Here is a 24,181-nt window from a genome sequence, read left to right as displayed (position 1 = left end):
CTTTTTATGAAGCCAAAGAGCATTGAAAACAATTTGTAATATCTTTACACGTTGCACAAGCCGGTGCGGTTTTACCTATGCTGTCATAAATGAACTTTTTCCATCTTATATCTTTAGGTTTGATATTAGCTAAAGCCGTAAAATTATTTTTCATTAATCTTCCCATTTCTTTTCTGCTAATAAGACCCAAATCAGAATAAAGGTGTCCCATTCTAAGAGAGGTTTTAGCTATCCAAGGAGCTAATGTATTTTTAGCATAATCATCGTTTGCATTTTTTTGAAGAAGTTCTAAAACTTCAAATTCCATCATCTCTAAATCACTCATTTCAATCTCCTTTCTTAATCTATGTCGCAATACTCCAAATCCAAACCTTGCGGTCTTTTCAAATCTTTATTACCGTTTATATAAAGATTTTTTAGATTTTTTAATAAGCTAATAGACTGAGGTAGTTTTTCTATCTCATTATCTTCGATATCCAACTCTTCAAGGTTTTGAAGGGCACCAATATTTTGAGGCAAACTTATTAAAGAGTTTGAACTGATACTCAAATTCGTCAAATTTTTCAGATTACAAATTTCATCAGGTAAACTCTTTAAAAAATTATTATCCAAAATAAGTATTTTTAAATCCTCTAATTTACTCACGTTAAAATCCAACTGATTAAGAGAATTATCACTTAAATCAAGTTTTATCAACATATCATGAGACTCTAAAGAGGGTAAATTTTTTAGTTGATTTCCTTCTAAAAGCAGAGTCTCCAACTCTTCTATTTTTGATATTGATTCAGGAAGATAGTTTAACTTGTTGTATGATAAATCCAAATAATAAAGAGATTTCATATTTGAAAAAGCATCAGGCAACTCTTCAAGCTCATTAGTATCAAAAGATAGATATAAAAGTTTTGTTAGTTTTCCCAAACCTTTAGATAAAGATTTTATCTTATTTGCGGCAAAAGTAAGTCTTGTAAGTGATGATAAATTATATATCTCTTCAGGAAGAGATTCCAAACGGTTTCCGTTTAGATTTAATATCATCAATTTAGACAGATTTCCTATAGAAGAGGGAAGCTCTTCCAAAAGATTGTTTTCACACTGAAAATTTTTAAGATTTTTTAACTCTCCTATAGAGGAAGGAAGCTTTTGCAATCTGTTATTAGAGAGTTTTAACACGCTTAAGTTTTTTAAAACTCCGAAAGATTCAGGCAATTCTCTAATCTTTTTCTTTGATAAATCAAGATGAGTCATCATATTAATATCATCTATATGAGTTGATATAGTAGAAGTTAATCCATTAGATTTAACCCATCTTATAAACTCTTCAATATCACTCTTCATCTCAATCCTTTCTGTCCTTCATAGCATCAATTAAAAAAGATATCTCTTCATAATCGACAAAACCGAAATCAACCATATTATAAAGAGCCATCAAAGGTTTTCTACAACAGGTTTTATTACAGCCCGTGACAAGCTTTTTCGCTTTTTTATATGGAAGATCTGTATTTTTGAAGATTTCAATAGCCTCTTGAACTGTCTTCTCCCCACATTCGCAGATTCTTTTATTTTTTAAATCTTCCATTTAAAACTTCTATCTTATTTTAAAAAAGGGTGTTGCTCTTTAAAATCGATAACATCTTTCATGGCAACATTTATTTTCTCACTCAAATCAGGTAGTTTATCATAATCTGTCCATATAGTATCTTCAACTATATCATGAACAACACCCGCAAGTTCGACAACTTTTCTTTTATATTTTGCCAATTCTTTCTTTTTTTCTTTTTGTTCTTCTGTTAATCCAGCCATATTTCCTCCTTAATTTTAGTTAAATTGCATATAAATTTTCTAATTTTAAATCAGGTTTTTCACCTAAATACATAAGAGCAAAGGTTCCCTCTTTTTTAAACTTATAACTCTCATATAATTCACATATCTCTTTTACGCCTTTTGGAGCGTAGGCAAAAATTTTCTTTAATCCTCTATAATAAAGAACACCTCTTAGAAGTTTTTCTGCATCAAGATAGGATTCACTTTGCATAAGCCAAGGCGAAATTTTTATATGTCTTTTATTTACAACATAAGAGTGTAAAAACCCCGTTTGAGTAGAGAGTTTTAAAGAGTTAGAAAAAGTACAGTCATTTTTTATATACTCTTCTCTGTCATCCATAAAAACCTCTTTATCAATTCTTTTTGAAACCTTTTCATAATCTTCACCGCTGACTTGCTTCGCAATAGAGTTTGAAAAATTAAAAGGTACGGCTTCTCCGCTGTGCATAAATCTTATAAATAAAGAGTGCTCTTTAAAATTAAAAGCCTCTACATAATGTTTTTTATCAAATTCAATTAATATAAAAATATTCATACTGCTTGCATTTTGAATAAGAAGCTTAAAAAGTCTTGTTAATACATCTTCATATGCTTTCATCACTTTTACCACATTTATAAAAATATGTTTCCCAAATTCATATGCACTTACTACACCTACTACTTTACCATCCTCATAAGCACCGAAACAATATTGAGGATATGCTTTATAGGTCTGCTTTAATAGTTCTAGCTCAAAAAGCTTGTCACTATTCAATATATCTTGAATATCTTCTTCAAAATCGTTTCTTAAATAACCGACGAACATAAATATAACTCTTTTAATTCTTGAGTATCAAGTACTCTTTTTCTTTTTGTTACAATCTCTCTTACAATAGGTAAAATTGCTTCTAAAACCTCTTTTTTAGGCTCAATTCCAACAGATCTTAAATGGTAAAGAAGTGTTGAAGTTCCTGAATGTTTACCGATAGGAAAACATCTTTTAAGTCCTACTTCTTTTGGAGTAAACGGTTCATATGCCAATTTGGATTTCATCATACCGTTTACATGAATCCCCGATTCATGGGAAAAAATATACTCCCCTACAATAGGAAGATTTGTATCTATTCTTCTATTTGATGCTTTGCTTACTGTTGAGATTAGAGATTTCAGCCTTTTTGAACTTATTTTTGCATCTTTATTAAAAAGCCTAACCAAACTCATCAAAACTTGTTCAAAAGAGGCATTCCCCGCTCTCTCCCCAAGTCCTATAACAGTAGTATTACAACTATATGCTCCTGCTTCAAAACCTGCGATTGCATTAGCCGTTGCCATTCCAAAATCATTGTGAGTGTGCATCTCTATATCTAAAAGATTTAAAGAGCTTAATTCACTTATATTTTCATAAGTTTTATGGGGTGTTAAAATCCCGACCGTATCACAATATCTAAATCTGTCTGCACCTAAACTTTTTCCCAAAGTCATAAGCTCTTTTAGAAAACCTAAATTTGCACGACTTGAGTCTTCTCCTCCTATACAAACAAACAATCCTTCTTTTTTAGCTTCTAAAATAACTTCTTCAAGCTGTTTTAAAAGCCTTTGTTTATCTCCTTTAAATTTTACGTCGATTAAAATATCCGATACGGGGATAGATAAATCGACAGCTTTTAATCCACAATTTAAAGAATCTTCCAAATCTTTCAGAGTTGCTCTGTTCCAACTCATAATTCTAATAGGTAAATTAAGATTTAAAATCTCTTTTAAATCATCCTGTTCCTTTTGTCCCATAGCCGGTATCCCAACTTCAAGTTCATCGGCACCCACTTCGTAAAGCTTTTGTGCAATATCCAGTTTTTCTTGAGTATTAAATGCTACGTATGGAGCTTGTTCCCCGTCTCTTAAAGTTGTATCGTTTATTAGTAACATGGAATTACCTTTTTTTGAATTAGAAAAAGATATGCAAAAACTATTCCATTTATTTTAAATTTAAGATTTTACTTGAATGGATTTTCTCTAAATCCTCATCTTCAAGATTTTCATATGAGTATATAAAACAGCAGGGTTTATCTTTGATTCTTTTTTCTATTTCCCAAAACTCTTCTAAAGTATCAACAAAATAGATTTTGTCTGCTCTTAGAGATTTAAGAGGAAAACCGATTGCCCCGTGAGAAGTCGTAACAGGATAGAGTTCTAATAACTCACTGTTTATAGAAACAGGTCCGTTACCCTTTAGCAGAACTATTTTATTAGCTTTTTTCATTTTAAAAAGTTAGGGGTTACCCTAACTCTTGTTCAGTTTTTAATTCATTTACAAAGAAATATTTTTGTGCTGCTGCAAATACCGATTTTTCTATTGGTTGAAGTGCATAAGAATCATCAGAGATTAAGTTAATAGATTTTAACTCACCTTGAGGACAGTCTCCTATTTTTTCGGTTAAAAGCAGATCAACATCTTTTAAAGTCTCTTTAATCTCTTCAATAGGATAAGAACCGTCACAATCTTCAGGTCCTTTACAATAGGCATTTTCTACTTTTCTGTGCATTACAAATTTGATTGCTTTGTCACCAACTTCGTAGATTAGGAACTCTTTTGCACTACCAAAGTGTAAATTAATAGTACCTTCACCTGCTGTTGTAACTGCTACAAGTTTTGTTTCTCCTGTTGAACTAAGTTCTTCTTTAGATGCCTGCTCAATTTTGATTCTATCATTTGCAGCTTCTAAAGCAGCTCTCCAATTTTCAATAACTTCATGTTTTTTTGCTCTAGCTTCCATATCATATTTATCTTCTAAAGCTTCCCATGTCATATCTTGGAACACGTCAGGAGTAAACTCTTCACCCCTGTCTTCACCGATTAGACCTACCGCATCAGCTCTACACTGTCTACAGTGGCTCATAAGTTTCATATCCATACCACAAGCTTCTTGTGCTTCCATAACTTCTTGATCAGTCGCACTTCTTTGACCATTTAAGCCATAATAAGTACCAAACTCTTCTTTTGAAAGTAGAGGCATAATATTATGTAAAAATACGCCTAACTCTTTAAGTTTTTTAGCAACATTCGGCAGTTCTTTATCATTAACGCCCGGGATTAAAACAGAATTTGCTTTTACAAGAATTCCTCTTTCAACCAACATTTGAATACCTTTTAATTGTTGTTCTAAAAGGATTTTTGCACCCTGTGCTCCAAATACTTTTTTATGGTTCCAATGAACCCAAGGATAAATTTTAGCACCGATTTCACCTGTTGTATCAACAGAATTGATTGTAACAGTTACATGGTCAACATTATATTTAACCATTTCATCAACATAATCAGGAAGTCTTAATCCGTTTGTCGATAAACAAAGTTTTTGGTCAGGCGCTTTTTCATGCAGCATTCTAAAAGTGTCAAAAGTCTTTTTAGGATTTGCCAATGCGTCCCCTGGTCCCGCAATTCCTACAACTGAAAGTTGTTGAATCTCTCCACCTACGTATAATACCTTTTTAACTGCATCTTCAGGACTTAGTTTATTTGACGTAACTCCCGGTCTAGATTCATTTGAACAGTCAAATTTTCTATTACAGTAGTTACATTGAATATTACATGCAGGTGCAACAGCTACGTGAATTCTTGCATAGTGTTGGTGAGCACCCTCACTATAACACGGATGGTTATTGATTTTATCCATCACCTCTTGCTCTAAACTCTCTTGTGTACTACTTGATGTACAAGAACAACTCATAGTATCTCCTTTTTATAGCCACGCTTATTTTTTTATTTCACACTACCTCATGCACATAGCGTTCCATAGAAGAAATATCTAAAATTTAGGAATAGTATATGCATATAAAAGTAAAATTGGAGGAAGGATGTATTATGACAGTACAGGAGCAAATCAAAGAGCAGTTATTAAAAGAGGTGTTATCTAATATTGACAATATATATGATTTTATGGATAGTAGATATAATTTGGATAAACACTGTAATGATGCAATTGTAAAGAAACTTAATGAGTTGAAAGATGTAGTTTATAAAGTTTCGGGTCTTAGCGACCTAAATTAAAAACTAATTAGTGATGAGTATAATTTTATTTAGTTTTAGTCAAAGATACTGTAATTTTATACTCATCACCAATTAACTTTTAATTCATAGTTATTTCTATTATTTTTCCGTTTAAAACTTCTGAAAACTCTACCCCGAAATTGTAACAATCTTTAAGTTCCTCTTTTGTAGGAATTAATTTTATTTTCATACTTTGTAAAGGAGGTACTCTGAAATTCAAAGATTTAAGTCTGTGAACAATCATATCGACTGCTTCACCGCTCCAGCCGTAACTTCCGAAAGCTCCGCCTATTTTTCCCCTTTTTTCCAAAAGCATCATACATGAAAGCAAATCCCAAACAGGTTTCGGAGCATCTGCATTAATAGTGGGAGCTCCGATTAAAATACCGTCACTCTCTTCTAAAATATTTATCATATTTGACTCTTCAATAGATGCCAAATCATACACATTTGCAACTATTCCCTCTACACTCTCCGCACCTTCATAAATTGCTTCTGCCATATCTTGCGTGTTTTTATAACTTGTAAGATAAAAAATAGAGAGAGTTTTTTTACCGTTAGAGATTACTTTATAATCATCTTGACTCCATTTTCTATAGTAATCGACATATTTTTTAGGATTATCTCTTAGAATAGGTCCATGTAAAGTCGCAATAATATCAATCTCATATTTTTCATACAGTTTTATTGCATTTAAGGCATAAGATTTAAAAGGTCTCATAATATGATCATAATAGTATTTAAAGGCATAGAAAAAATCTCCTACTAAATCGTCAAACAATCTTTTATCATAGTAGTGACTTCCGAAAACGTCTCCCGAAAAAAGAAGTTTATCCTCTTCTACATATGAACTCATAGTTTCAGGCCAGTGTAAATAAGGAGTTGTCAGAAACTTAATCGTTTTATCTCCCAATTTTAAACTTTTGTTTGTCCAGACAGTTTCAAAATCAATATTATCTTTATGGGTAATAGCTTTTAACATAGCCGTTGCTTGAGGAGAGATTAAAACTTTTGCCTGAGGCGCTCTTTCGATTAATTCAGGAATTGCACCCGCATGATCGGGTTCTAAGTGATGTGCTATTACATATTTAATCTCATCATAAGAACAAAGCTTCTCTATTTTTTGAAAAAACTCATTTTGAAACTCTAATTTTACGGTATCTACTATTACGACACCTTCATCTGTTTTTATTAAATAGGCATTATAAGATGACCCGTTTGCCGTTTTCATAATAATATCAAAAGTTCTGATATCAGGGTCAAAAGCACCTATAAAATATATATTCGGTGCTATTTCAATTGGTTCATTATTAATATTTTCCATTTTATTTTACTATTAACCTTCTCATCCAGATTGGAGGATTTTCCTGCATTTTTATCAATTTGTTTAATACATCCTCTATTTTTTCATTCTCTTTGCTTGCCTGCATGGGAAAAACTTTTGCCGATTTTACCATCATTGAAGCTTTTGGACCGATTTGCTGTACATATAAAATATCACTATCTTCAATACACTCAATTTTATATGTTAATTTATCAATCTCATCGTCAATCTCTATTGAAGAGTCTACAGATTTGATAAAAGAGAAAGAGTCTTTATCTATTTCATAAATATAAAACTCTTTACACCATCCAAAATGCTCATTTACATGGATATTATCTTTGGAAGCAAATGCAATTCTCATAGGATAAATATCCTTACTCTTGAATCTATTACTTTTTGCATAGTATCTGCTATCATTGAATAGGTTCCCGTTGAAGCGATAGAACAACCGACACATGCACCTTGGTAAGCAAGTCTTAACTCCAATTCCGGTTCATTTATAAAATCTACTAAAACAACATTACCGCCGTCTTTTAATAAAATCGGTCTGATAAATCTATCTAAAGCATCATTTATTATCTCTAGTTGTTTCTCTTTTGTTTGTGCCCTAAAGTGTTCATTTAACTCACAATTTTCTTCAAAAGGTTTATCCATCCCCGTAAGTTGGATATTTGCCATTGCATGACCTTTTGAAGCAGCTTTAATCATACAATCAAAACCCTCTTTTACCTCATCAAGATTGTTTCTATCTTTTAAAAGAAGAAGAGCTAGTCTAAAAGCAGCTTGTGTATGATTTTTTCTAACTGCACGTCTAAAATACTCTTTAGCTTTTTCAAGATCCTCTTCTACTCCGATTTTTGTTTGATACATTAAAGCCAAATTAAAATTAGCAGAGTCATTATCATATTTGCTGGCTTCATCAAACCACTCTTTAGCTTTGGCATAATCTTTATTTACACCTTCACCTTTTAAGTACATTAGTCCAAGATTTGCCATTGCCCTGTCATTTTTGACTTTGGCTTCTTCTTCCCAAATTTTAAAAGCTGTTTCAAAATCTTTCTTCTTATATGCCGCTAATGCTTCTCTATGTTTCATAAATTCTATTCCTTCACCTGGATTTGGAAGTTCTCTTCCGTTTTTTAACTCACTTACAATATGCTGTGCCAAATACTCATGGGCAAGCGTTACAGCCTCTTCATAATCTTCACTAGAGGCTTTAATATCAAAATCGGTAAATTGAACTAAATAGGCATCGCCTACTTCATGCTCTCCGCTGTAACACTCAAAAGGATATTCAAGACGGAGATAATGTTCCAAATCTTCTTTTTTCATCTTCTAAAATTCCAAAGCCTTATGTTCCATTCTCTCTTCTATACTAATAGCTTCCCTAAAAGGTTTTGGCTGATTTGCAGGAGAGAAAATACCTTTTTTCTTATGTACTCTGATTTTATAAATACCCTCTTCGTTACCTTCCAGATAATAATCATCATATTCGGCAGTATAAGGCAAATCCCAAACTATTGCCCCGGGAGTGGGACAAGCATCAAAACATTTTGGAACAGAACCGTCAACACACTCAATACATTTTTCAGGTTTTACATAAGTATATTCACCCTCTTCCAAAGGAGAATCATCCGCACTTACAATTGCAGTAGCAGGACACTCTTCAATACAAGTATCACAATTAATACATTCATCTGTTATCATTACAGCCATTTTTAACTCCTATCTTCACATTCACAAGCACAACTTGCAGTGCCCGGATCAAGTAGTGATTCGCAATTATGTTTAGTAACAATTTTACAACTGTTTTCCAATAAGCTTCTATAAATATCTTCAATACTTAAATACATTTTTGTAGCAGAAAATACTTTGATTTCGTTCTCATTTAAATAGTTAAAAACACCCTCTCCCATATGAAAGAATATTGTACTTGTTACGCCTAAGTCTTTAACAAATTTAGCAGTATCCAAACCGTTTCCGCAACCTATGTTCTCTTCTACGGTAAAACTTCCGGTTGTAGGGTTTAGTAGAGCAAAATATGGAGCATTACCATATAAATCCGAAATCGTAGTAGAACTACTTTTATTTAATGGTATAGCAATCATCTTAATCTCCTCGCTCTTTTTAAATTATTTTAAAATTACAATGCAAAAACTGTTCCATAAACTCAAAGGAATATAATTTGCATGAAAATCTTCAAAATTAACATAAAGAGTCTAAGATGGTAAATAAAAAACTAATTAGAGATCTATTAAATGAGAGTGCATGTTCTCATAACAAAACAAAAAAATCTTCATGCGATAAACCAAAACCGGGTGCCACATCAGGCGGTTGTGCCTTTGAGGGTTCTCAAATTGCACTTTTCCCTTATGCAGATGTTATACACTTAGTTCACTCACCTGCAACTTGTATCGGAGCGTCATGGGAGACCAGACAAACCCTAACTTCCCATAAAGGTGAGAACAATACTTTTACGGGATATACTACCGATGTTAATACAAATGATGTAATATTCGGAGGAAATAAAAAACTGGAAGATTCTATTAACTACTTAGTAGAACATAAAAATCCAAAAGCAATATTTGTATATGAAACCTGCGTTACTGCAATGATCGGTGATGATATGGATAATGTATGTGCCAGAATGGAAGAAAAGCACGGTATTCCTATCGTAGTTATTCACTCTCCTGGTTTTGTAGGAGGGAAGAATCTAGGTTCCAGACTTGGAGGAGAATCGGTACTTCACCAGCTTATAGGAACAAGAGAGCCAAAAGAGATTCATCCATATGGAATTAATCTAATCGGTGAATATAATGTTACGGGAGATATGTGGCAATATACTCCTATTTTAGAAAAAATAGGGATTAAAATCGTATCTACTCTTGCAGGAGACGGTAGAGTAGAAAATATTCAAATGGCTCACAGAGCAAAACTTAACGTAATAGTTTGTGCAAAATCTTTAGTAACTTTATGCAGAAAGATGCAAGAGAAGTATCAAATCCCTTATATCTCAATCTCATTTTACGGAAAAAGAGATACAAGTAATGCAATAAGAAGTATTGTAAATGCTTTTGGAGATAAAGAGTTAATCCAAAGAGCAGAAGAGGTAATTGCCCAAGAAGAAGCAAAATTGGAAAAAGCTTTAATTCCCTATAGAAAGATGTTAGAAGGCAAAAAAGCTATTTTAAATACGGGGGGAAATAAATCTTGGTCAATAGCAAGTGCTCTTCAAGATATAGGTCTAAACGTAGTTGCAACATCTGTAAAAAAAGCAACCTTGGAAGATAAAGAGATAGCCTCTAAATATGTGGATATCCTTATGACAAATCCCGGAGCCGAACAAGCAAAATTAATAGATGAGCATAATGTAGATATTCTTTTAGCAGGAGGAAGAAGTCTTTATACCGCAATTAAGAAAAAAGTCGCTTTTGTAGATGTTAATCAGGAGAAAAAGATAAGTTACGGTGCTTACAACGGTTTAATAAATCTTGCAAAAGATGTTTGCCACTCCGTAAACAACAAAGTATTTAAAGTTGTAGGAACTCCGGAGCCTTGGAGCAAATTATCTAAATAATATCAGAGGAAGAAGATAAACTCTTCCTTCTACTATCTTACATATAATCTATCTTTAATTAATAATTTTACTCATCTTTAACTCCATATATTATAAAATCAGTTATATTTTATTTTTATATAAGGCTATATATTATGCAAATATCGTTTAATAATTATATAAATACAGTGTCTCAAGTTAAAAAGACAAATGAAACTTCAAATTATCAAGAAAATGAAAAAGTTGACTATAGTAACTACTCAGCTGGTGATATAAGAAAGATTTCTTATGAAGAAGCTAAAGCAAACTATGAGGATATACAAAAAAGAATCAATGAACTAGAAGATACAAAAGATGGAGAAAAAACTGCACTTATGTTTCAATATGCAAAAATAAATATGTCAGATAATGATAATTTAAATAAAGCAATGTATGAAACTTTAGGAAGTATAGAAAATCCTGCTAATACAATGTGGATGCAACTAGAAATGCAAATAAATCTTCAAGATTTTTATGCTGGCAAACCTACAGAAGCTAGTTTCGTTGTCTCAAATGATGATATTCATGTCTCAACCGAACTGTCAAGAGCTCAATTAAACAGTATTGATATTGATGCTTTTATCTCGACTATGTTAGATAAGTTTAGCCAAGATTTAAGTGAAACAACTGGTACAGTTAAAGAACAATATCAAAATATAGTAAATGGATATAAACTTTTTCAACAGCACTATAATGATGCTGTAGGGGCGCCTTTTTATGCTTGATTTAAATGATAAATTGTTGATAAAGATATAACAAATAAGAATAAGAAATTAAAATCACTTGCTTACTTTTTATCTGGTCTTAATTTAGATAGTATTTATAATATAAAATTAAATATCAACGGATGTAGAAGCTAAAAAACTTCTATAAAATACTTTTAAGATATAATAAATTTTGAGTTTTTTATAAAATATGTAATTTATAAGATTATAGATATAATTCCTATCTAAAGGAATATTATGGATGCCGTAAAGATAAAATACTATTTTTTTTATTTAGCTAGTGTTGTAGTTATTATTGCCGGGATTAAGGCGGTAAGTGAAATAGCTATAATACTCTTTTTAGCTATTTTTATCTCTTCTATTATCTCTTCTTTAATAAACTTATTAGAAAAAAAACATATTCCCAAACTATTCTCTTATTTGGTTGTTTTAGGTATTTTTACGCTGATTTCACTTCTTTTGTCATACATCGTAAATATTTCACTTAAAGATTTTCTATCAAATGTTCCCCAATATGAAAAACAGTTGCAAGCAGGAGTTATAAATATAATCAGTTTAGGGGAAAAATACGGTTTCCAAGTAGATAAAAAAACTATTTTAGATGCTCTTAGTTTTAACTCTTTTCTTGGGATTACTACAAATCTTATAGGAAGTATAGGTACTTTTTTATCTAAATTTTTACTTCTTATTATTGGTGTTGCTTTTATATTGGCAGAATCAAAATCTTTTGAAAAAAAATTAAAAATCATTTTCCAAAACAATAATGAGAAGCTAGAACACTTTAATCTTTTTTCTCACAATATCCAAAAATACTTTTTAGTAAAAACAACAACAAGTTTTCTAACCGGTTTTTTAATAGCTGTTATTTTAATGTTTTTTAATATAGATTACCCGATTTTATGGGGTGTTATTGCTATGCTTTTTAACTTTATTCCTGTTGTAGGATCTATTATCGCAGCTGTTCCTGCTCTTTTATTATCATTAGTTAGTGCTGATTTAAATACTACCGTTATTTTGGGAATCTTTTATGTAGTTATAAATATCTCGATAAGTAATATAATTGAACCTAAACTTATGGGAAGAGAACTTGGCTTATCACCTTTAATTATATTCTTCTCTTTGATTTTATGGGGATGGGTTTTAGGAATTGTAGGAATGTTTTTAGCCGTTCCTATTACAATGACTTTAAAAATAGCTTTTGATTCAAATAAATCAACAAAATGGTTGTCGATTTTAATGTCTGATGTTGGAAAAGAGAAGGATTAAGCGTTCTCTTCTTGATTTAATACTGCTTTCATAATAGTACCGCTGTTAAGCATATCTATAGAACGTTGTCTTATTTGTTGTAACTCTTCATAGGTATCTTCATTATATTCTTCTTTTATCATAACCTTAGGCAGATCTTTTTTTGTTAAATCCACGCCTTCAACTTCTTTAGGTTCAGGAATAGGAAGTGCTGCAACACTATGTTGTATCATTTGAGCTTCAAATACGCCGTTTTGTGAATCACTTCCTTTATATAAAGAAGATGTATTATTTGAATCTTCGACTGCCTGAAAAGTACCTACTTCCATAGTTTCCTCCCTCTTTTAAATAAATGGATTAATTATATGCCTTTGTTTCTTAATCTCCTATTATTTTATTAGGAACACTTTTTGCATTCTATTACAAAAATCTTGCAAAAGGAAGATCATATGGAAGCAATTAGTTCAAAACCTTTACAATTAAATCCTATTAAACTCTCTCAACCAATGGGAGCAATGCTCTGTTTTCTGGGAATAAAAAACTGTATGCCTCTAATGCACGGGGCTCAAGGGTGTGCTTCCTTTTCAAAAGTGTTTTTTACAAGACACTTTAATGATCCTATCGCCGTTCAAACAACTGCAGTAAATGATATAACGGCAGTAATTGACGGAGGAGATTATTCAATTTCAGAATCAATTAAAAATATTACAAAAAAAGTAAAACCTGATTTAGTAGGTCTTTTTACGACAGGACTTACGGAAACAAAAGGGGATGATATAAAAGGAGCAACTCTTTTGCTTCAAGATCAACAAACAATCTGTTATGTAAATACTCCCGATTTTGAAGGTTCTATTGAGAGCGGGTTTGCAAAATCTATTGAAGCAATTATAGAGCAGCTTGTAACTCCTACAAAAGAGATAGATTCTCAAAAAGCCGTAATAATTCCAAATGTAAATTTAAAACCTATAGAAGTAGAGAAGATAAAAGATACAATTGCACTTTTCGGATATGAGACTTTAGCTCTTCCTGATTTAAGTGATTCTCTTGACGGACATTTGGGAGTTAAACAAGGAGCTTTAACTTCAGGTGGAATCTCTTTAGATGAGATAAAGGATTTAGCATCATCTTCATTGGTAATTTCAATAGGAAGCAGTGTAGAAAAAGCAGGAATCAAACTAAAAGAGAAAAACGAAAATATAAACTTAGTACATTTCGACTCATTGGCAGGATTAGAAAACAGTGATAGGTTTTTTAAAACACTTTGTGAAATAAAAGAGGTAACTTCTCCTCATCCTAGCATCGTAAGATGGCGAAAAAGACTTCAAGATGCCCTTTTGGATACCCATTTCGCCATAGGCAGTTCATCCGTAGTATTAGCTTTAGAACCGGACCAATGCCTCTCTATTGCTCATACTATTATTGAAGCTGGAGCAAATATAAAAGCAATAGTAACAACCCATAAAAATGATTTGCTGGAGACAATCGAATGTGAAAATCTTTTAATAGGAGATTTTGAAGATGTTGAAAATTTTTTGGAAGATAGTGAACTTTTAATATCAAACTTTCATGGAGAAAGATATACAATGAAACATAAAAAGGCTTTGATGTTAAGAGGTTTTCCAGACTTTGAAGGTTTAGGAAATCAACTTAAAAATGATTCCCTTTATGAAGGAAGTGCCTATCTTCTTTTTGAAATGGCGAATATCATAAACAATCATCGCCATGAGGTAAACCATGATGAGCATTAATTTACAAAGACCAATAGTCCCTGCAATAGCTATTGAGATGATAAACGGTAGAAACAGACTTTTGGGAATTCCCAAACAAAAAGTTCAAGTAGTCATAACACTTAAAGATATCAAAGAGTTTAATGAAAAACTTAGTGAATCAATTGAGTTTTTCAGAGACAGAGCAGATTGCTTTATAATCACCTCTAGTCCTAGAAATATTTGTCAAAGCATAGTTGAAAAATATGATCTTGACGAGAGTTTGATCTCAACAGAGTATAAAGATTTTTCAAAACTCTTTAATATGCTTGATGAAGATAAAAACTTAAAAAAATCATTAATGATTATTGATACAAATTGTCAAATCACACATAAGGATATTTTATAAAATGGAAGTTACATATAAAAAAGAAGTTTTCCCTTTAAAAAAAAGAGAAAGAAAAATTGATTCTGAAGCTCCTGCCGTAAGAGTAAAAATGATAACCCAAGAGACAAAAGTTATAGGAATGATGGCACCCAAAATTCAGATTATGATTACTCTACCTTGTATTAAAGCCTATAACAACGGTTTACACAATATTTTATCTGAATATGAATCAAAAGCTATTGTTTATATAATCACAAAAAGCAGTGATGATAATCTTGAAAAAATCACCAATGCTTACAAAATAGATGAAAACTTTGTTTCAAATGATTTCAAAGATTTTTCACTTAAATTCGGTGTCAATATAAATGATGAACTTCTTGCAAAATCAATTTTTATAATTGATAAAGAGGGAATTATAAAATATAAACAAATCCCTTCAAACATTGAAACCAGCTTTGATTTAGATGAATTTAAAGAGAATCTTCATGAGGTAATAAACTTTAAACAAAAAGGTCATACCCATGAGAATTGGATGGGTGTATAATGTCATTTACGGATATAACAAAAACCTGGCTTAGAGAAAATGATTATGATATAAACGACTTAAATAAACAGGGGAAATACGGAAATTCTGCCGTGATGAAAGCCGCAAGAGAAGGGAAAGTCGATATTGTAAAAGAGTTAATAGGAAAAGGCGTAAACCTTGATATAAAAAACGTTGACGGAAACAGTGCTTTGTGGAATGCCTGTTTTGCTTCATCATATGAATGTTTTTATGCACTTATTGACGGGGGTATTGATATAAACTCTAAAAACGACAATGGAGTTACTGCTTTAATGTATTGTGCAAGTGCAGGAAAAGAGGATTTTGTAAAACTTCTTTTAGAAAACAGTGCCGATGCGACGTTAGAAAATCTTGACGGATTTAAAGCTATTGATTTAGCCGTGACTCCTAAAATATTCAAAATGCTGAAAAATGCAACACTTTCACGATAAAACAAATATAACCTTAAAAAACTCCTTTGAGCAGACACAATTTATAGATTGGCGAACTCAACCCAGGAGTTTTAAAACCTATCCAAAATTTTTTAGAAGGTATAAACTTGATGATTATGAAGAGTTAAAATTTATAAAAAACTTCGGAAAAATCACAACTTCGAAAAAATACGGTAAAGAAGAGGTAAATTTAAGAACTAATCCCAGCGCGGGAGGTCTTTATCCTTGTGAAATCTATATCCAAATAAGAGGAATAAAAGGATTTCTATCCGGAATTTACCATTATGAAGTTTTAGAAGACTCTTTATGCTTAATTCATGAATTAAGCAATGACGGACTTGAATACTATTTTAATGAAACCTCTTCTAAAAAATTTGTAATTTTAATAAGCAATGTATATTTTAGAAGCGCTTGGAAATATGATAATAGAGCAATTAGATACTTACTTTTAGATACAGGTCATCAATTAGCTTCTATCTTCTCTTCATTGAAACTTGAAAATATAAATTTTTCATTTAACTTCAATTTTGATAAAAAAAGATTAAACGAGGAGTTTGGTTTTAACTGCCAGGAGTTTTTTCAAGGCGCAGTTTTAATAGATAATGAAAAAGAGACAAAACCTAAAAAATTAAGAGAAAGACCTGTTACCGTATGCCCTACAGACTATTTTATAAAAAACTCTTTTATTGAAGAGTTTGTAAAAAAGTTCGAAGAAGAGAACTTTGAAATAAAAGAGGAACTCTCTTTTTTTGAAAATTTATCAAAAGAGCAGTTACAGACAGCTATTAACAAAAGAAGATCCGTAAGAGCCTTTAAAAAAGAGTCGATTTCTAAAGCAGAGTTTGCTTTTATAACGGAAAATATATTTAAAATCTCCCAAAAACTCGGTATTGAAATATTTTTTATAAACAACAATATAGAGGATATGAAAAGAGGAGTTTACAAAAATGTAACTTTGTTAAAAGAGGGGGATTTTAAAGAGATAGAAACAAAACTTGCCTTTAATCAAAAATTAGCCGGAGAGAGTTGTTTCACTCTTTTTTACACTTCAAAAGAGGAAAAGTACGCCAAAGCAGTTATTTTTTGTGCCTTTTTTGCTCATATAATAAGTTTAAAAGCAACTCACTTGAATATCTCTTCAAGTGGAATCGGTGCATATTTTGATGATGAAACACAAAATTTTCTTAATACGAAAAATAACATTTTATATCTTCAAGCAGTAGGAAGATAGTCCAATGAGTAAAGAAACCTACTTAAATATTTTTAAAAAGTATGAGCTTTTTAGAAGTGATATTTATATGCTTACCCAAGAAAAACCTGCCGAAATTTTTTTCCTTTTTGAAGAAGTATGCGAAGAATTGGTCAAAGAAAAGGCAATAAACAGACAACTTCCTCCTGAATTTATTAAAAATGCAAAACTCTTTATAGGGCAAAACACTTTTGTAAATGTTTATTTCTCTTTTATTGATAACAGAGCCTTTTTTTTAAGCGATTTAATCGATTTTCTGGCACTTATAAAAGCTGCCAAAAAATCATAATTTTACAGTGGAACACTTTTTGCATATACTACAATAAATTAATTAGGAAAATGCCATGAGTAGTATAAAAATAACTTCGAATACTTCAGGTGAAGGTATGATTAAAGTAGCATTTGCAACCAAAGATTTGGAAAATATCGATTCACATTTCGGTAGTGCAAAGCAGTTTGCAGTTTATGAAATTAGCAAAAGTTCTATTAATGTATGTGAAATAAAAAAAGTAACAGAAAAAGATACTGATAAAACTGTTGCTTTATTAGATGATATAGATATCGTCTATTTTACAAATGTGGGAGCAATAGCTGCTGCAAAACTTATAAATAGCGGAATCTTTACAATCAAATACAAAGAGGTAGTAAGTATAGAAAAAGAGGTACAAAAACTTCAAGATATGCTAAACACTAATCCTCCTCCGTTTATTAAAAAAATAATTGAAAAAAAGGTTGCGTAATGGATGCTAAAAAACTTTTCACAGATACTTTAGTCGGTCAAATAAGAGCCCTTGACCAATTTGGAACTTGGGTTAACAAATCAAATGAAGACCTTTTAAAAGAGAAATACGTAAAAACGAAAGAGGAGTTAAAAAACATCCCTATCATTGCAGATATAGATGAAATGCAAACTCAAGATATCAGACTTATATACCAGGCAATAGCTCTTGCCTTTGAAAAAATTACGGGAGTTATGTGTTCTGTTGTAATGGAGATGAGTCATGAAGGTTTTGGAAGAGTCGTTGTATTTGCAGAAGATATAGTGCTGTGTGAAAAAGGGTTTAAAGATGCCCATAGATTCTCTTTTAGAACACTTGAAAAGTTAGAAGAAGAGGGTGAAAAACTGCTTATAAAAGCTCAAGAAAAATATAAAAAATATAAAAACTAAAAAAAGAATAAGGAGAAGACTAAAATGGCGAAAATAGGAATTTTCTGTGGAACTGCAGGTGGGACATCAATGGCTGTTGCTAATGCTTTAGTTGAAGCATTTGAGATTGAAGAAGATGATGTTATCAATATGGAAGAAGATTTTGACGATATTGAGCAATTTGAAGATTATGATGTTCTTTTTATAGGAAGTTCAACTTGGGGACAAGGAGATGTTCATTTTTCTTGGGTAGATCCTCAGTTAGAGATGCAAGACGAAGAGATGGATTTATCAGGTAAAACCGTTGCCTTCTTTGGAGCAGGAGATAGTGTAAAACATGGAGAACACTTCTGCTCGGCATTAGGAAAACTTCATAAAACTTTTACCGATTTAGGTGCAAAAAGCATCGGCTTTGTAGATAAAGGGGATTATGCTTATGAATTTTCCCTTGCAGAAATGGATGGAAAACTTTGCGGTCTTGCAATAGACCAACATAATGAAGCTGATAAAACAGATACAAGAATTGCTAACTGGATAGAGAGCCTTAAAGGACAAATACCGGCTTAGAAGGAATCTATAAAATAGATGAAGGATAAAAAATGGGAACTGTGGAAGAGTTTTACAAATTAAGAGATACAGAAGATTATTTCAAATTTTTTAATATTGAGTTTGACCAGGCATTAATTAATGTAAAAAGATTTCATATGATGAAAGAGTATGGAAATCTTATAAAAAAAGGTTTGGATTCAATAAGTGATGAGAACAAACTTTTAGAGTTTTTAAAATTTTCATTATTAAGAGTTTACGGAGATTATAAAAACGGACATGCACCAAGTGCGGCAGAAGTTTGGAATATGTATGAGACAGGAAAATTAGAAGGCTGTGCTTCTTGCGGAAGTAGCGCGGGAACACCTATGGATCATAAAGGAGGTTCTTGTGGCTGCTAAAGGAATAAATCACGAATCTATTGTAAACCCCGATACAGTTCTATATGATAGTGTAACTGCCAGTAGATCAGGTAAAGATGAAGAGAAACCTAAATTCGGAATAGGGCAAAAAGTCAAACTTATCAAAGAGATAGTAAATGACGGAACTTATCCCCACTCTCCGATAGGAACTCTTATGATGCCCCAAGGTGCAGTAGGTTACATAAAATCAATAGGAGAGTTTTTACAAGTAATCAGAGTATATGAAGTTCATTTTTTAGGTGTAGAAGAAGCACCTGTAGAAATCGTTGGCTGTCGAGAAAATGAACTTGAAGCATTAGAAGATTACAGAGATGAAGTTGAAGAAGAACTCGAATATATGAGAAAACATAGAGAAGAGCATTACAAAAAAGATTAATAGTTTTAATACCAAGTCAAATGAAAGAGTTTAAAGAACTTTTTCGTATGGCTTGGTATAAAAACCAATCTAAGGAAAGGAGAAGATATATGGCAAGAGTTATTTTTATGCATTTTGACCTGGAAACTGACGGTGTTTATGATGCAAAAATAGGTGAACCGATTGTAAGATTAGCAAAGGAGAAAGGTGTTCCTATCCCTTCAAGTACGGATTATTCTAAATGTTTAATTAGTGTTGAAAATCTTGCGGATGAAGAACCTACAAGTTATATGGAAGATGAAGAGTTAGACCTTCTTGTTAAATATGGAGCAATTTCAAAAGAAGAGGCTCATCAATGTCAACAATTCACTATTAGCCCAAAAGTTAGAATTGCACCTATGATGCTTATCAAAGGCGATATTTTAGTAAAACCATTTAAAAAGAAATAAGGAAAAAAAATGACAACAAGAGTAGAAATTATTAATGATTTTTTAGCAATTAATGTTAAACCCGGAAGTACAATTCAAGATGTAGTTGAAGCTTCAGGTTCGGCTTTACCGTTTGGATGTAGAGATGGAGAGTGTGGAACTTGCGTAGTTGAAGTAGAACAAGGTATGGAATTTTTATCTCCTATCAATGAAAAAGAGGTAAAAGTTATAAAAGAGTCTTGCGCAGGTACATGTACAGATAACACTAGACTTTCTTGTCAAATGAAAGTTGTTAAACCTAACGGTGTAGTTAGAATAAAATACTAATCAAAAAGTATACAAAAAATTGCCAAATTCCTTTTGGGATTTTGGCATAATAAATATTATGGCACAAACACTTAGTACCTCAGTAGCACAGAAGCAAAACCTTAACTTATCTTTGAAGATGTGGCTGCCTATGCTGCAAACTTCACTTCAAGACCTAGAGAAACATCTAAAAAATGTCTCATATGAAAATCCTTTTTTAGAGATAAAAAAGCCAAAAGAGTTTTATAATAATTTTATGCCTCAAGGTACAAGCGGAGAATTTATTGAATCTCTTGCTTTATACAGTGAATCTTTAAACGATAAAATAAGCGAGCAGATATGTTCTCCTAATTTTCCCACGCCAAACTCGCAAAAAGTCGCTTTTGAAATTTTATGTGATATAAACGAAGAGGGATATTTTGAAGGAGATATAGAAAAAATTGCAAATACCTGCAATGTTTATAAAGAGTATGTGGAATCTATAAGGCAAAGATTTTCAAGACTTGAACCTGCAGGAGTTGCAGCAATTGATTTATCAGAATCATTCCTTTTTCAACTGGATGCTTGTGATAAAGAAATTGACGATGAATTATATAACTTTATAAAAAAAATCATAAAAGATATCTCCCATCTTGATAAATATGCCGCTCACCATAGATTTGAAGATGCAAAAAACATAATAAAATATTTTAACAATCCTCCTGCTGTTAATTATATAAATACAAATATTCAGATTATTCCCGATTTTTATGTTGATATAGGAGAAGATATAAACGTGAAAATAAATCATGCCTATTATCCGGATATTGAAGTAAAAGATCCTTTCAGCTCAAAAAACGAGACCATAAGGGAGAAATTAAAAGAGGCAAGAGATTTGGTAAATTTACTAAACTTAAGAAAATCTACTCTTTATAAAATAGTTCTTCTAATTGTTGAAAAACAGATTAGTTTTTTTGTAGGAGGAGAACTTAAACCTTTTTCAATGCAGGAACTTGCCCATGAGTTAGGTTTTGCAGAATCAACAATAAGCAGAGCAGTCGCAAATAAATATATAGAGTGCAGTTTGGGAGTATTCCCTTTAAAACACTTCTTTACAAACGCGGTTAATAATAAAGATCTTTCATCTTCTCAAATAAAAAACTATATAAAAAGTTTGATTGAATATGAAGATAAAGATACTCCTCTAACAGATCAACATATCTTAGATATGATATATGAAAAATTTGATCTACAAATGGTAAGAAGAACTATCACGAAATATAGAAAAATGCTTGATATTCCTTCTTCAAAAGAGAGAAAAAAATTATATAAAGTAGAGAATCTATAAATTAGAAAATAGACCTCCTTTTATCTTTATATAATCTGTTCGTGATATCTTACTCTATAGTATTTTAGTACCGCCATTTTAACTGCATCATTAAAAATAAACCAAATTGCGGCATAAAGCCAGATAAGCCCTGCCCATTGCCAGCCAATAGGGGTCATCACTCCAAAACCGTAGATAGGGATTATTGTTCCTATTACCGCACTTGCCAATGTTGCCCAGAAAAGTTTTGCCGAAGGTAAAGGGTTTTTAAAGAACCAATCATCAATTCTTGTATTAAAAAGCGTTCCATGCCCTGCAACTATCAATTTTGTAAAAAATAGACTTTGAACCATATCCAGAGGAAGGTTTAACTTCGATATTAATATCCAAAAGAGTAAAAAGGAAGATACTACTCCTGCAAGTCCCAGCCAAGAAGATAAAATAAAAACCTCTTTTATATCCCATCTTATAGGTTTTTCTATAATTTTCGTATTATCATAAGCTATTGTCATAATTGGAATATCATTTAACAAAGCCAAAAAGATAATCATTAAAGCTGTCAAAGGATAAAAATCATAAATAATAATTGCAAGTGTCATAAAAAACAAAATCCTAATTGATTCGGCAATTCTGTAGATGGTATAACTTTTCATTCTCTCAAAAATCTGTCTTGAAAGTTTAACTGCATCGACTATAACTTTTAATCCAGGTGCCATTAAAATAATATCAGCAGCACTTCTTGCAGCATCAGTAGCTCCGCTTACGGCAATACCGCAATCTGCTTTTTTAAGTGCAGGTGCATCATTTACTCCATCCCCCGTCATTCCTACAATATGGTTTGCTTTTTGCAGTTCATCTACGATAAAATATTTATCCTCAGGGAAAACTTGGGCAAAACCGTTATCTTTTTCAATTATCTCTATAATTTCAGATTCATGTTTTTTTATAGTCCCTTTTGGTATAGGCATATTATAAAGCTCTTTTTGAATCTTTTTCATAATATCGCCGACGGTTTTTTCAATCTCTTCTTCACTTTTATTTGGATATATAGCTTGAGTGATAGCCTTTGTTATAACTTCCGAAAGATATTTATACTCCTCTACAGGCTCCCCTTTTAATACGTAAATATCATCAATTTTATCGCCTATACCTATAATAGAAGCAATATATTTTGCAACGGCAGTATTATCTCCCGTGAGCATTTTTACATTGATTCCTTTTTGTTTTGCCTCTTCTATAGCATCTTTGGAATCATCTCTTGGAGGATCAAAAAGAGGAATCAAACCTGCAAAATGGTAAATATCTTCATCTTTTTTTCTATATGCAACACCTAAAGTTCTAAAACCTTTTGAAGCAGAACTCTCTACCTCAGCGTAAGCTTTTTGTTTATCAAAATCTTTTTCATCACTTTGTTCTATTATTACCTGAGGAGCCCCTTTTGTAAAAACAAAATTTTTATATATTCCTTCTGTTCTTTTATGTACAGGATCAAAAGGCAAAAACTCTTCTAAAGAGTAACCTTTAAGCTCTTTTTCCAAATTTTTCTCTTTTATATATTGAAAAATCGGTTTTTCTATAGGATCATTATTCTCTTCTTTACTTGCCAAAGCTGCATAAAGCATTAGATTCTCTTCTGTCATATTATCCGATAAATAAGCAGAAGCCAGAGACATTTGATTTTTTGTTAAAGTTCCCGTTTTATCAGAACACAAAATATCCATACCCGCTATCTCTTCTATTGCTGCAAGTCTGTTTACTATAGCCTCTTTTGTTGCCAGTTTTCTAGCTCCGATTGCCATTGTAACGGTTAAAACAGCAGGCATTGCAACAGGAATGGCAGAAATGGTAAGAACTAAAGAGAAGATTAGAAGTTCCATTGTAGGTTGATTTGTATTTATTCCGTGAAGAATTATAATCGCTATTAAAACTACGGTTAAAGCAATTAGGAAGTTTCCTACTTTTAATACCATTTTTTGGAAATGGCTGCTTTGCTCTTTTGTCGCTTTTGCTATAAGTTTAACTGTTTTACCGAAATATGTATCTGCTCCCGTAGCCTTTACTTCGGCTAACATCTCTCCTTGTTTTATTATCGAATTCGCATATAACTCATCATTTTGTTTTTTATGTACGGGAAGAGATTCTCCTGTTAAAGAGGATTGATCTACAAGAAGATACTCTCCTCCGTCAAGAAGTTTTACATCTGAAGGAACGATATTACCTATCTTTAGTTCGATAATATCACCGGGCACAAGATATTTTGCTTCAATTTCCTTCCATTCTGCGTCTCTAAGAACCAAAGCCATTCTTGCTAATTTATTTTTTAATACGGCAATTGCACTAAGAGCTTTTGATTCTTGATAAAAATCAACAATCGCATTTACTAGAAGAAGAAGTAAAATAACCGCAAAATCTTCCCATCTTTTTGCTATTGCAGAGAGGATTATCGCAATTTCAATCATCCAGGGAATAGGTCCCCAAAATCTTTTTAAAAGTCTATGAAGATAGCTCTCTTCTTTCTCTTTTATCTCATTTAAACCATATTTTTTTAGTAATGACTCGGCCTCTTTTGAAGTCAGTCCTTTCTCTTTTATAATAGACATA

General features: G+C 31.8%; 33 protein-coding genes. 18 read left to right on the top strand and 15 right to left on the bottom strand.

All coding sequences use genetic code 11. The features are described from left to right. Positions 1-4: 4 nt before the first annotated feature. The 8 genes from AANAER_RS00585 to nifB are packed head-to-tail and all read right to left on the bottom strand — an operon-like array spanning position 5 to position 5,522. Positions 5-325: a nitrogen fixation protein NifQ gene (locus AANAER_RS00585; protein ID WP_044419115.1), complete on the bottom strand. Its 321-nt coding sequence runs from the start codon at positions 323-325 to the stop codon at positions 5-7. 14 nt (positions 326-339) lie between these two features. After that, entirely contained in the window at positions 340-1,335 is a 996-nt protein-coding gene (locus AANAER_RS00580; protein WP_129081335.1) for a leucine-rich repeat domain-containing protein, read from the bottom strand. A 1-nt stretch (position 1,336) separates the two neighbouring features. After that, positions 1,337-1,576 (bottom strand): hypothetical protein, encoded by a 240-nt coding sequence (locus tag AANAER_RS00575; protein ID WP_044419118.1) that lies wholly within the window; start codon positions 1,574-1,576, stop codon positions 1,337-1,339. Between the two features lie 14 nt (positions 1,577-1,590). Further along, entirely contained in the window at positions 1,591-1,800 is a 210-nt protein-coding gene (locus AANAER_RS00570) for a CCE_0567 family metalloprotein (protein ID WP_129081334.1), read from the bottom strand. A gap of 19 nt (positions 1,801-1,819) precedes the next feature. Continuing rightward, on the bottom strand, positions 1,820-2,626 hold the full coding sequence (locus AANAER_RS00565) for a hypothetical protein (RefSeq protein ID WP_129081333.1): 807 nt from the start codon (positions 2,624-2,626) through the stop codon (positions 1,820-1,822). Then, a complete protein-coding gene (gene nifV, locus AANAER_RS00560; protein WP_129081332.1) occupies positions 2,608-3,723 on the bottom strand; it encodes a homocitrate synthase in 1,116 nt (371 codons plus the stop codon). Before nifV ends, AANAER_RS00565 begins: the two co-directional genes overlap by 19 nt. A gap of 49 nt (positions 3,724-3,772) precedes the next feature. After that, complete coding sequence (locus AANAER_RS00555; protein ID WP_129081331.1) at positions 3,773-4,057, bottom strand: hypothetical protein; 285 nt, start codon at positions 4,055-4,057, stop codon at positions 3,773-3,775. 16 nt (positions 4,058-4,073) lie between these two features. Continuing rightward, entirely contained in the window at positions 4,074-5,522 is a 1,449-nt protein-coding gene (gene nifB / locus AANAER_RS00550) for a nitrogenase cofactor biosynthesis protein NifB (protein WP_129081330.1), read from the bottom strand. Between the two features lie 134 nt (positions 5,523-5,656). On the opposite strand from nifB, the gene AANAER_RS00545 reads away from it, so the two are divergent. Next, positions 5,657-5,842, top strand: a complete 186-nt coding sequence (locus tag AANAER_RS00545) for a hypothetical protein (RefSeq protein ID WP_129081329.1) — start codon at positions 5,657-5,659, stop codon at positions 5,840-5,842. Positions 5,843-5,921: 79 nt separating this feature from the next. Here the strand turns inward: AANAER_RS00545 and AANAER_RS00540 are convergent, their stop codons facing one another. The 5 genes from AANAER_RS00540 to AANAER_RS00520 are packed head-to-tail and all read right to left on the bottom strand — an operon-like array spanning position 5,922 to position 9,274. Further along, positions 5,922-7,166 (bottom strand): FprA family A-type flavoprotein, encoded by a 1,245-nt coding sequence (locus tag AANAER_RS00540; protein WP_044419128.1) that lies wholly within the window; start codon positions 7,164-7,166, stop codon positions 5,922-5,924. Between the two features lies 1 nt (position 7,167). Continuing rightward, the gene (locus AANAER_RS00535) at positions 7,168-7,527 is read right to left on the bottom strand and encodes a NifB/NifX family molybdenum-iron cluster-binding protein (RefSeq protein ID WP_129081328.1); all 360 of its coding nucleotides are present in this window, start codon (positions 7,525-7,527) and stop codon (positions 7,168-7,170) included. Beyond that, positions 7,524-8,498 carry a NifU family protein gene (locus tag AANAER_RS00530; RefSeq protein ID WP_129081327.1) on the bottom strand — a complete coding sequence of 325 codons (975 nt, stop codon included), beginning with the start codon at positions 8,496-8,498 and terminating at the stop codon, positions 7,524-7,526. Before AANAER_RS00530 ends, AANAER_RS00535 begins: the two co-directional genes overlap by 4 nt. Positions 8,499-8,501: 3 nt before the next feature. Further along, the gene (locus AANAER_RS00525; RefSeq protein WP_044419133.1) at positions 8,502-8,882 is read right to left on the bottom strand and encodes a 4Fe-4S dicluster domain-containing protein; all 381 of its coding nucleotides are present in this window, start codon (positions 8,880-8,882) and stop codon (positions 8,502-8,504) included. Between the two features lie 2 nt (positions 8,883-8,884). Further along, complete coding sequence (locus AANAER_RS00520; protein WP_044419134.1) at positions 8,885-9,274, bottom strand: NifB/NifX family molybdenum-iron cluster-binding protein; 390 nt, start codon at positions 9,272-9,274, stop codon at positions 8,885-8,887. A gap of 116 nt (positions 9,275-9,390) precedes the next feature. Here AANAER_RS00520 and nifE point away from each other — a divergent pair, with 116 nt between their 5' ends. From nifE to AANAER_RS00505, 3 genes are all read left to right on the top strand, one after another. Further along, positions 9,391-10,743 (top strand): nitrogenase iron-molybdenum cofactor biosynthesis protein NifE, encoded by a 1,353-nt coding sequence (gene nifE / locus AANAER_RS00515; RefSeq protein ID WP_129081326.1) that lies wholly within the window; start codon positions 9,391-9,393, stop codon positions 10,741-10,743. A 134-nt stretch (positions 10,744-10,877) separates the two neighbouring features. Beyond that, positions 10,878-11,486, top strand: a complete 609-nt coding sequence (locus AANAER_RS00510) for a hypothetical protein (RefSeq protein WP_129081325.1) — start codon at positions 10,878-10,880, stop codon at positions 11,484-11,486. A 237-nt stretch (positions 11,487-11,723) separates the two neighbouring features. After that, positions 11,724-12,752, top strand: coding sequence for an AI-2E family transporter (locus AANAER_RS00505; RefSeq protein WP_129081324.1), 1,029 nt, complete (start codon positions 11,724-11,726; stop codon positions 12,750-12,752). Here the strand turns inward: AANAER_RS00505 and AANAER_RS00500 are convergent. Beyond that, positions 12,749-13,060, bottom strand: coding sequence for a hypothetical protein (locus AANAER_RS00500; RefSeq protein WP_129081323.1), 312 nt, complete (start codon positions 13,058-13,060; stop codon positions 12,749-12,751). The genes AANAER_RS00505 and AANAER_RS00500 overlap by 4 nt on opposite strands. Before the next feature lie 120 nt (positions 13,061-13,180). Here AANAER_RS00500 and nifN point away from each other — a divergent pair, with 120 nt between their 5' ends. The 14 genes from nifN to AANAER_RS00430 all read left to right on the top strand — a co-directional run bounded on the left by nifN (position 13,181) and on the right by AANAER_RS00430 (position 21,601). After that, on the top strand, positions 13,181-14,479 hold the full coding sequence (nifN, locus tag AANAER_RS00495; protein ID WP_129081322.1) for a nitrogenase iron-molybdenum cofactor biosynthesis protein NifN: 1,299 nt from the start codon (positions 13,181-13,183) through the stop codon (positions 14,477-14,479). Beyond that, complete coding sequence (locus AANAER_RS00490; RefSeq protein WP_170218425.1) at positions 14,466-14,846, top strand: hypothetical protein; 381 nt, start codon at positions 14,466-14,468, stop codon at positions 14,844-14,846. The genes nifN and AANAER_RS00490 overlap by 14 nt, the downstream gene beginning before the upstream one ends. Before the next feature lies 1 nt (position 14,847). Then, positions 14,848-15,369, top strand: a complete 522-nt coding sequence (locus AANAER_RS00485; protein WP_129081321.1) for a thioredoxin domain-containing protein — start codon at positions 14,848-14,850, stop codon at positions 15,367-15,369. Further along, positions 15,369-15,821: an ankyrin repeat domain-containing protein gene (locus tag AANAER_RS00480; protein WP_044419144.1), complete on the top strand. Its 453-nt coding sequence runs from the start codon at positions 15,369-15,371 to the stop codon at positions 15,819-15,821. The genes AANAER_RS00485 and AANAER_RS00480 overlap by 1 nt, the downstream gene beginning before the upstream one ends. Further along, a complete protein-coding gene (locus AANAER_RS00475; RefSeq protein WP_129081320.1) occupies positions 15,802-17,052 on the top strand; it encodes a nitroreductase family protein in 1,251 nt (416 codons plus the stop codon). The genes AANAER_RS00480 and AANAER_RS00475 overlap by 20 nt, the downstream gene beginning before the upstream one ends. A 4-nt stretch (positions 17,053-17,056) precedes the next feature. Beyond that, entirely contained in the window at positions 17,057-17,359 is a 303-nt protein-coding gene (locus AANAER_RS00470) for a hypothetical protein (protein ID WP_129081319.1), read from the top strand. 55 nt (positions 17,360-17,414) lie between these two features. Next, the gene (locus tag AANAER_RS00465; RefSeq protein ID WP_129081318.1) at positions 17,415-17,810 is read left to right on the top strand and encodes a NifB/NifX family molybdenum-iron cluster-binding protein; all 396 of its coding nucleotides are present in this window, start codon (positions 17,415-17,417) and stop codon (positions 17,808-17,810) included. Then, on the top strand, positions 17,810-18,238 hold the full coding sequence (locus AANAER_RS00460) for a NifX-associated nitrogen fixation protein (RefSeq protein WP_129081317.1): 429 nt from the start codon (positions 17,810-17,812) through the stop codon (positions 18,236-18,238). Before AANAER_RS00465 ends, AANAER_RS00460 begins: the two co-directional genes overlap by 1 nt. Positions 18,239-18,262: 24 nt before the next feature. Continuing rightward, on the top strand, positions 18,263-18,784 hold the full coding sequence (locus AANAER_RS00455) for a flavodoxin domain-containing protein (protein WP_044419152.1): 522 nt from the start codon (positions 18,263-18,265) through the stop codon (positions 18,782-18,784). A 32-nt stretch (positions 18,785-18,816) separates the two neighbouring features. Then, the gene (locus tag AANAER_RS00450) at positions 18,817-19,164 is read left to right on the top strand and encodes a nitrogenase-stabilizing/protective protein NifW (protein ID WP_044419154.1); all 348 of its coding nucleotides are present in this window, start codon (positions 18,817-18,819) and stop codon (positions 19,162-19,164) included. Next, positions 19,154-19,561 (top strand): nitrogen fixation protein NifZ, encoded by a 408-nt coding sequence (locus AANAER_RS00445; RefSeq protein WP_228711125.1) that lies wholly within the window; start codon positions 19,154-19,156, stop codon positions 19,559-19,561. Before AANAER_RS00450 ends, AANAER_RS00445 begins: the two co-directional genes overlap by 11 nt. Before the next feature lie 89 nt (positions 19,562-19,650). Then, the gene (locus AANAER_RS00440; RefSeq protein WP_044419155.1) at positions 19,651-19,989 is read left to right on the top strand and encodes a hypothetical protein; all 339 of its coding nucleotides are present in this window, start codon (positions 19,651-19,653) and stop codon (positions 19,987-19,989) included. 9 nt (positions 19,990-19,998) lie between these two features. Beyond that, a complete protein-coding gene (locus AANAER_RS00435) occupies positions 19,999-20,295 on the top strand; it encodes a 2Fe-2S iron-sulfur cluster-binding protein (RefSeq protein ID WP_044419157.1) in 297 nt (98 codons plus the stop codon). 58 nt (positions 20,296-20,353) lie between these two features. After that, positions 20,354-21,601, top strand: a complete 1,248-nt coding sequence (locus AANAER_RS00430; protein WP_129081316.1) for an RNA polymerase factor sigma-54 — start codon at positions 20,354-20,356, stop codon at positions 21,599-21,601. A gap of 26 nt (positions 21,602-21,627) precedes the next feature. Here AANAER_RS00430 and AANAER_RS00425 read toward each other — a convergent pair whose 3' ends face one another. Continuing rightward, positions 21,628-24,180 (bottom strand): plasma-membrane proton-efflux P-type ATPase, encoded by a 2,553-nt coding sequence (locus AANAER_RS00425; RefSeq protein ID WP_129081315.1) that lies wholly within the window; start codon positions 24,178-24,180, stop codon positions 21,628-21,630. Position 24,181 lies beyond the last annotated feature (1 nt).

Source organism: Halarcobacter anaerophilus, assembly GCF_006459125.1.
GTDB classification, from domain to species: Bacteria; Campylobacterota; Campylobacteria; order Campylobacterales; family Arcobacteraceae; genus Halarcobacter; species Halarcobacter anaerophilus.
This window is presented reverse-complemented; position numbering and strand designations above follow the sequence as displayed.

Excerpts from the sequence above, each read along its gene's own strand:
- AANAER_RS00585 (WP_044419115.1), bottom strand. The coding sequence starts at position 325 with ATGAGTGATTTAGAGATGATGGAATTTGAAGTTTTAGAACTTCTTCAA.
- AANAER_RS00580 (WP_129081335.1), bottom strand. The coding sequence starts at position 1,335 with ATGAAGAGTGATATTGAAGAGTTTATAAGATGGGTTAAATCTAATGGA.
- AANAER_RS00575 (WP_044419118.1), bottom strand. The coding sequence starts at position 1,576 with ATGGAAGATTTAAAAAATAAAAGAATCTGCGAATGTGGGGAGAAGACA.
- AANAER_RS00570 (WP_129081334.1), bottom strand. The coding sequence starts at position 1,800 with ATGGCTGGATTAACAGAAGAACAAAAAGAAAAAAAGAAAGAATTGGCA.
- AANAER_RS00565 (WP_129081333.1), bottom strand. The coding sequence starts at position 2,626 with ATGTTCGTCGGTTATTTAAGAAACGATTTTGAAGAAGATATTCAAGAT.
- nifV (WP_129081332.1), bottom strand. The coding sequence starts at position 3,723 with ATGTTACTAATAAACGATACAACTTTAAGAGACGGGGAACAAGCTCCA.
- AANAER_RS00555 (WP_129081331.1), bottom strand. The coding sequence starts at position 4,057 with ATGAAAAAAGCTAATAAAATAGTTCTGCTAAAGGGTAACGGACCTGTT.
- nifB (WP_129081330.1), bottom strand. The coding sequence starts at position 5,522 with ATGAGTTGTTCTTGTACATCAAGTAGTACACAAGAGAGTTTAGAGCAA.
- AANAER_RS00545 (WP_129081329.1), top strand. The coding sequence starts at position 5,657 with ATGACAGTACAGGAGCAAATCAAAGAGCAGTTATTAAAAGAGGTGTTA.
- AANAER_RS00540 (WP_044419128.1), bottom strand. The coding sequence starts at position 7,166 with ATGGAAAATATTAATAATGAACCAATTGAAATAGCACCGAATATATAT.
- AANAER_RS00535 (WP_129081328.1), bottom strand. The coding sequence starts at position 7,527 with ATGAGAATTGCATTTGCTTCCAAAGATAATATCCATGTAAATGAGCAT.
- AANAER_RS00530 (WP_129081327.1), bottom strand. The coding sequence starts at position 8,498 with ATGAAAAAAGAAGATTTGGAACATTATCTCCGTCTTGAATATCCTTTT.
- AANAER_RS00525 (WP_044419133.1), bottom strand. The coding sequence starts at position 8,882 with ATGGCTGTAATGATAACAGATGAATGTATTAATTGTGATACTTGTATT.
- AANAER_RS00520 (WP_044419134.1), bottom strand. The coding sequence starts at position 9,274 with ATGATTGCTATACCATTAAATAAAAGTAGTTCTACTACGATTTCGGAT.
- nifE (WP_129081326.1), top strand. The coding sequence starts at position 9,391 with ATGGTAAATAAAAAACTAATTAGAGATCTATTAAATGAGAGTGCATGT.
- AANAER_RS00510 (WP_129081325.1), top strand. The coding sequence starts at position 10,878 with ATGCAAATATCGTTTAATAATTATATAAATACAGTGTCTCAAGTTAAA.
- AANAER_RS00505 (WP_129081324.1), top strand. The coding sequence starts at position 11,724 with ATGGATGCCGTAAAGATAAAATACTATTTTTTTTATTTAGCTAGTGTT.
- AANAER_RS00500 (WP_129081323.1), bottom strand. The coding sequence starts at position 13,060 with ATGGAAGTAGGTACTTTTCAGGCAGTCGAAGATTCAAATAATACATCT.
- nifN (WP_129081322.1), top strand. The coding sequence starts at position 13,181 with ATGGAAGCAATTAGTTCAAAACCTTTACAATTAAATCCTATTAAACTC.
- AANAER_RS00490 (WP_170218425.1), top strand. The coding sequence starts at position 14,466 with ATGATGAGCATTAATTTACAAAGACCAATAGTCCCTGCAATAGCTATT.
- AANAER_RS00485 (WP_129081321.1), top strand. The coding sequence starts at position 14,848 with ATGGAAGTTACATATAAAAAAGAAGTTTTCCCTTTAAAAAAAAGAGAA.
- AANAER_RS00480 (WP_044419144.1), top strand. The coding sequence starts at position 15,369 with ATGTCATTTACGGATATAACAAAAACCTGGCTTAGAGAAAATGATTAT.
- AANAER_RS00475 (WP_129081320.1), top strand. The coding sequence starts at position 15,802 with ATGCAACACTTTCACGATAAAACAAATATAACCTTAAAAAACTCCTTT.
- AANAER_RS00470 (WP_129081319.1), top strand. The coding sequence starts at position 17,057 with ATGAGTAAAGAAACCTACTTAAATATTTTTAAAAAGTATGAGCTTTTT.
- AANAER_RS00465 (WP_129081318.1), top strand. The coding sequence starts at position 17,415 with ATGAGTAGTATAAAAATAACTTCGAATACTTCAGGTGAAGGTATGATT.
- AANAER_RS00460 (WP_129081317.1), top strand. The coding sequence starts at position 17,810 with ATGGATGCTAAAAAACTTTTCACAGATACTTTAGTCGGTCAAATAAGA.
- AANAER_RS00455 (WP_044419152.1), top strand. The coding sequence starts at position 18,263 with ATGGCGAAAATAGGAATTTTCTGTGGAACTGCAGGTGGGACATCAATG.
- AANAER_RS00450 (WP_044419154.1), top strand. The coding sequence starts at position 18,817 with ATGGGAACTGTGGAAGAGTTTTACAAATTAAGAGATACAGAAGATTAT.
- AANAER_RS00440 (WP_044419155.1), top strand. The coding sequence starts at position 19,651 with ATGGCAAGAGTTATTTTTATGCATTTTGACCTGGAAACTGACGGTGTT.
- AANAER_RS00435 (WP_044419157.1), top strand. The coding sequence starts at position 19,999 with ATGACAACAAGAGTAGAAATTATTAATGATTTTTTAGCAATTAATGTT.
- AANAER_RS00430 (WP_129081316.1), top strand. The coding sequence starts at position 20,354 with ATGGCACAAACACTTAGTACCTCAGTAGCACAGAAGCAAAACCTTAAC.
- AANAER_RS00425 (WP_129081315.1), bottom strand. The coding sequence starts at position 24,180 with ATGTCTATTATAAAAGAGAAAGGACTGACTTCAAAAGAGGCCGAGTCA.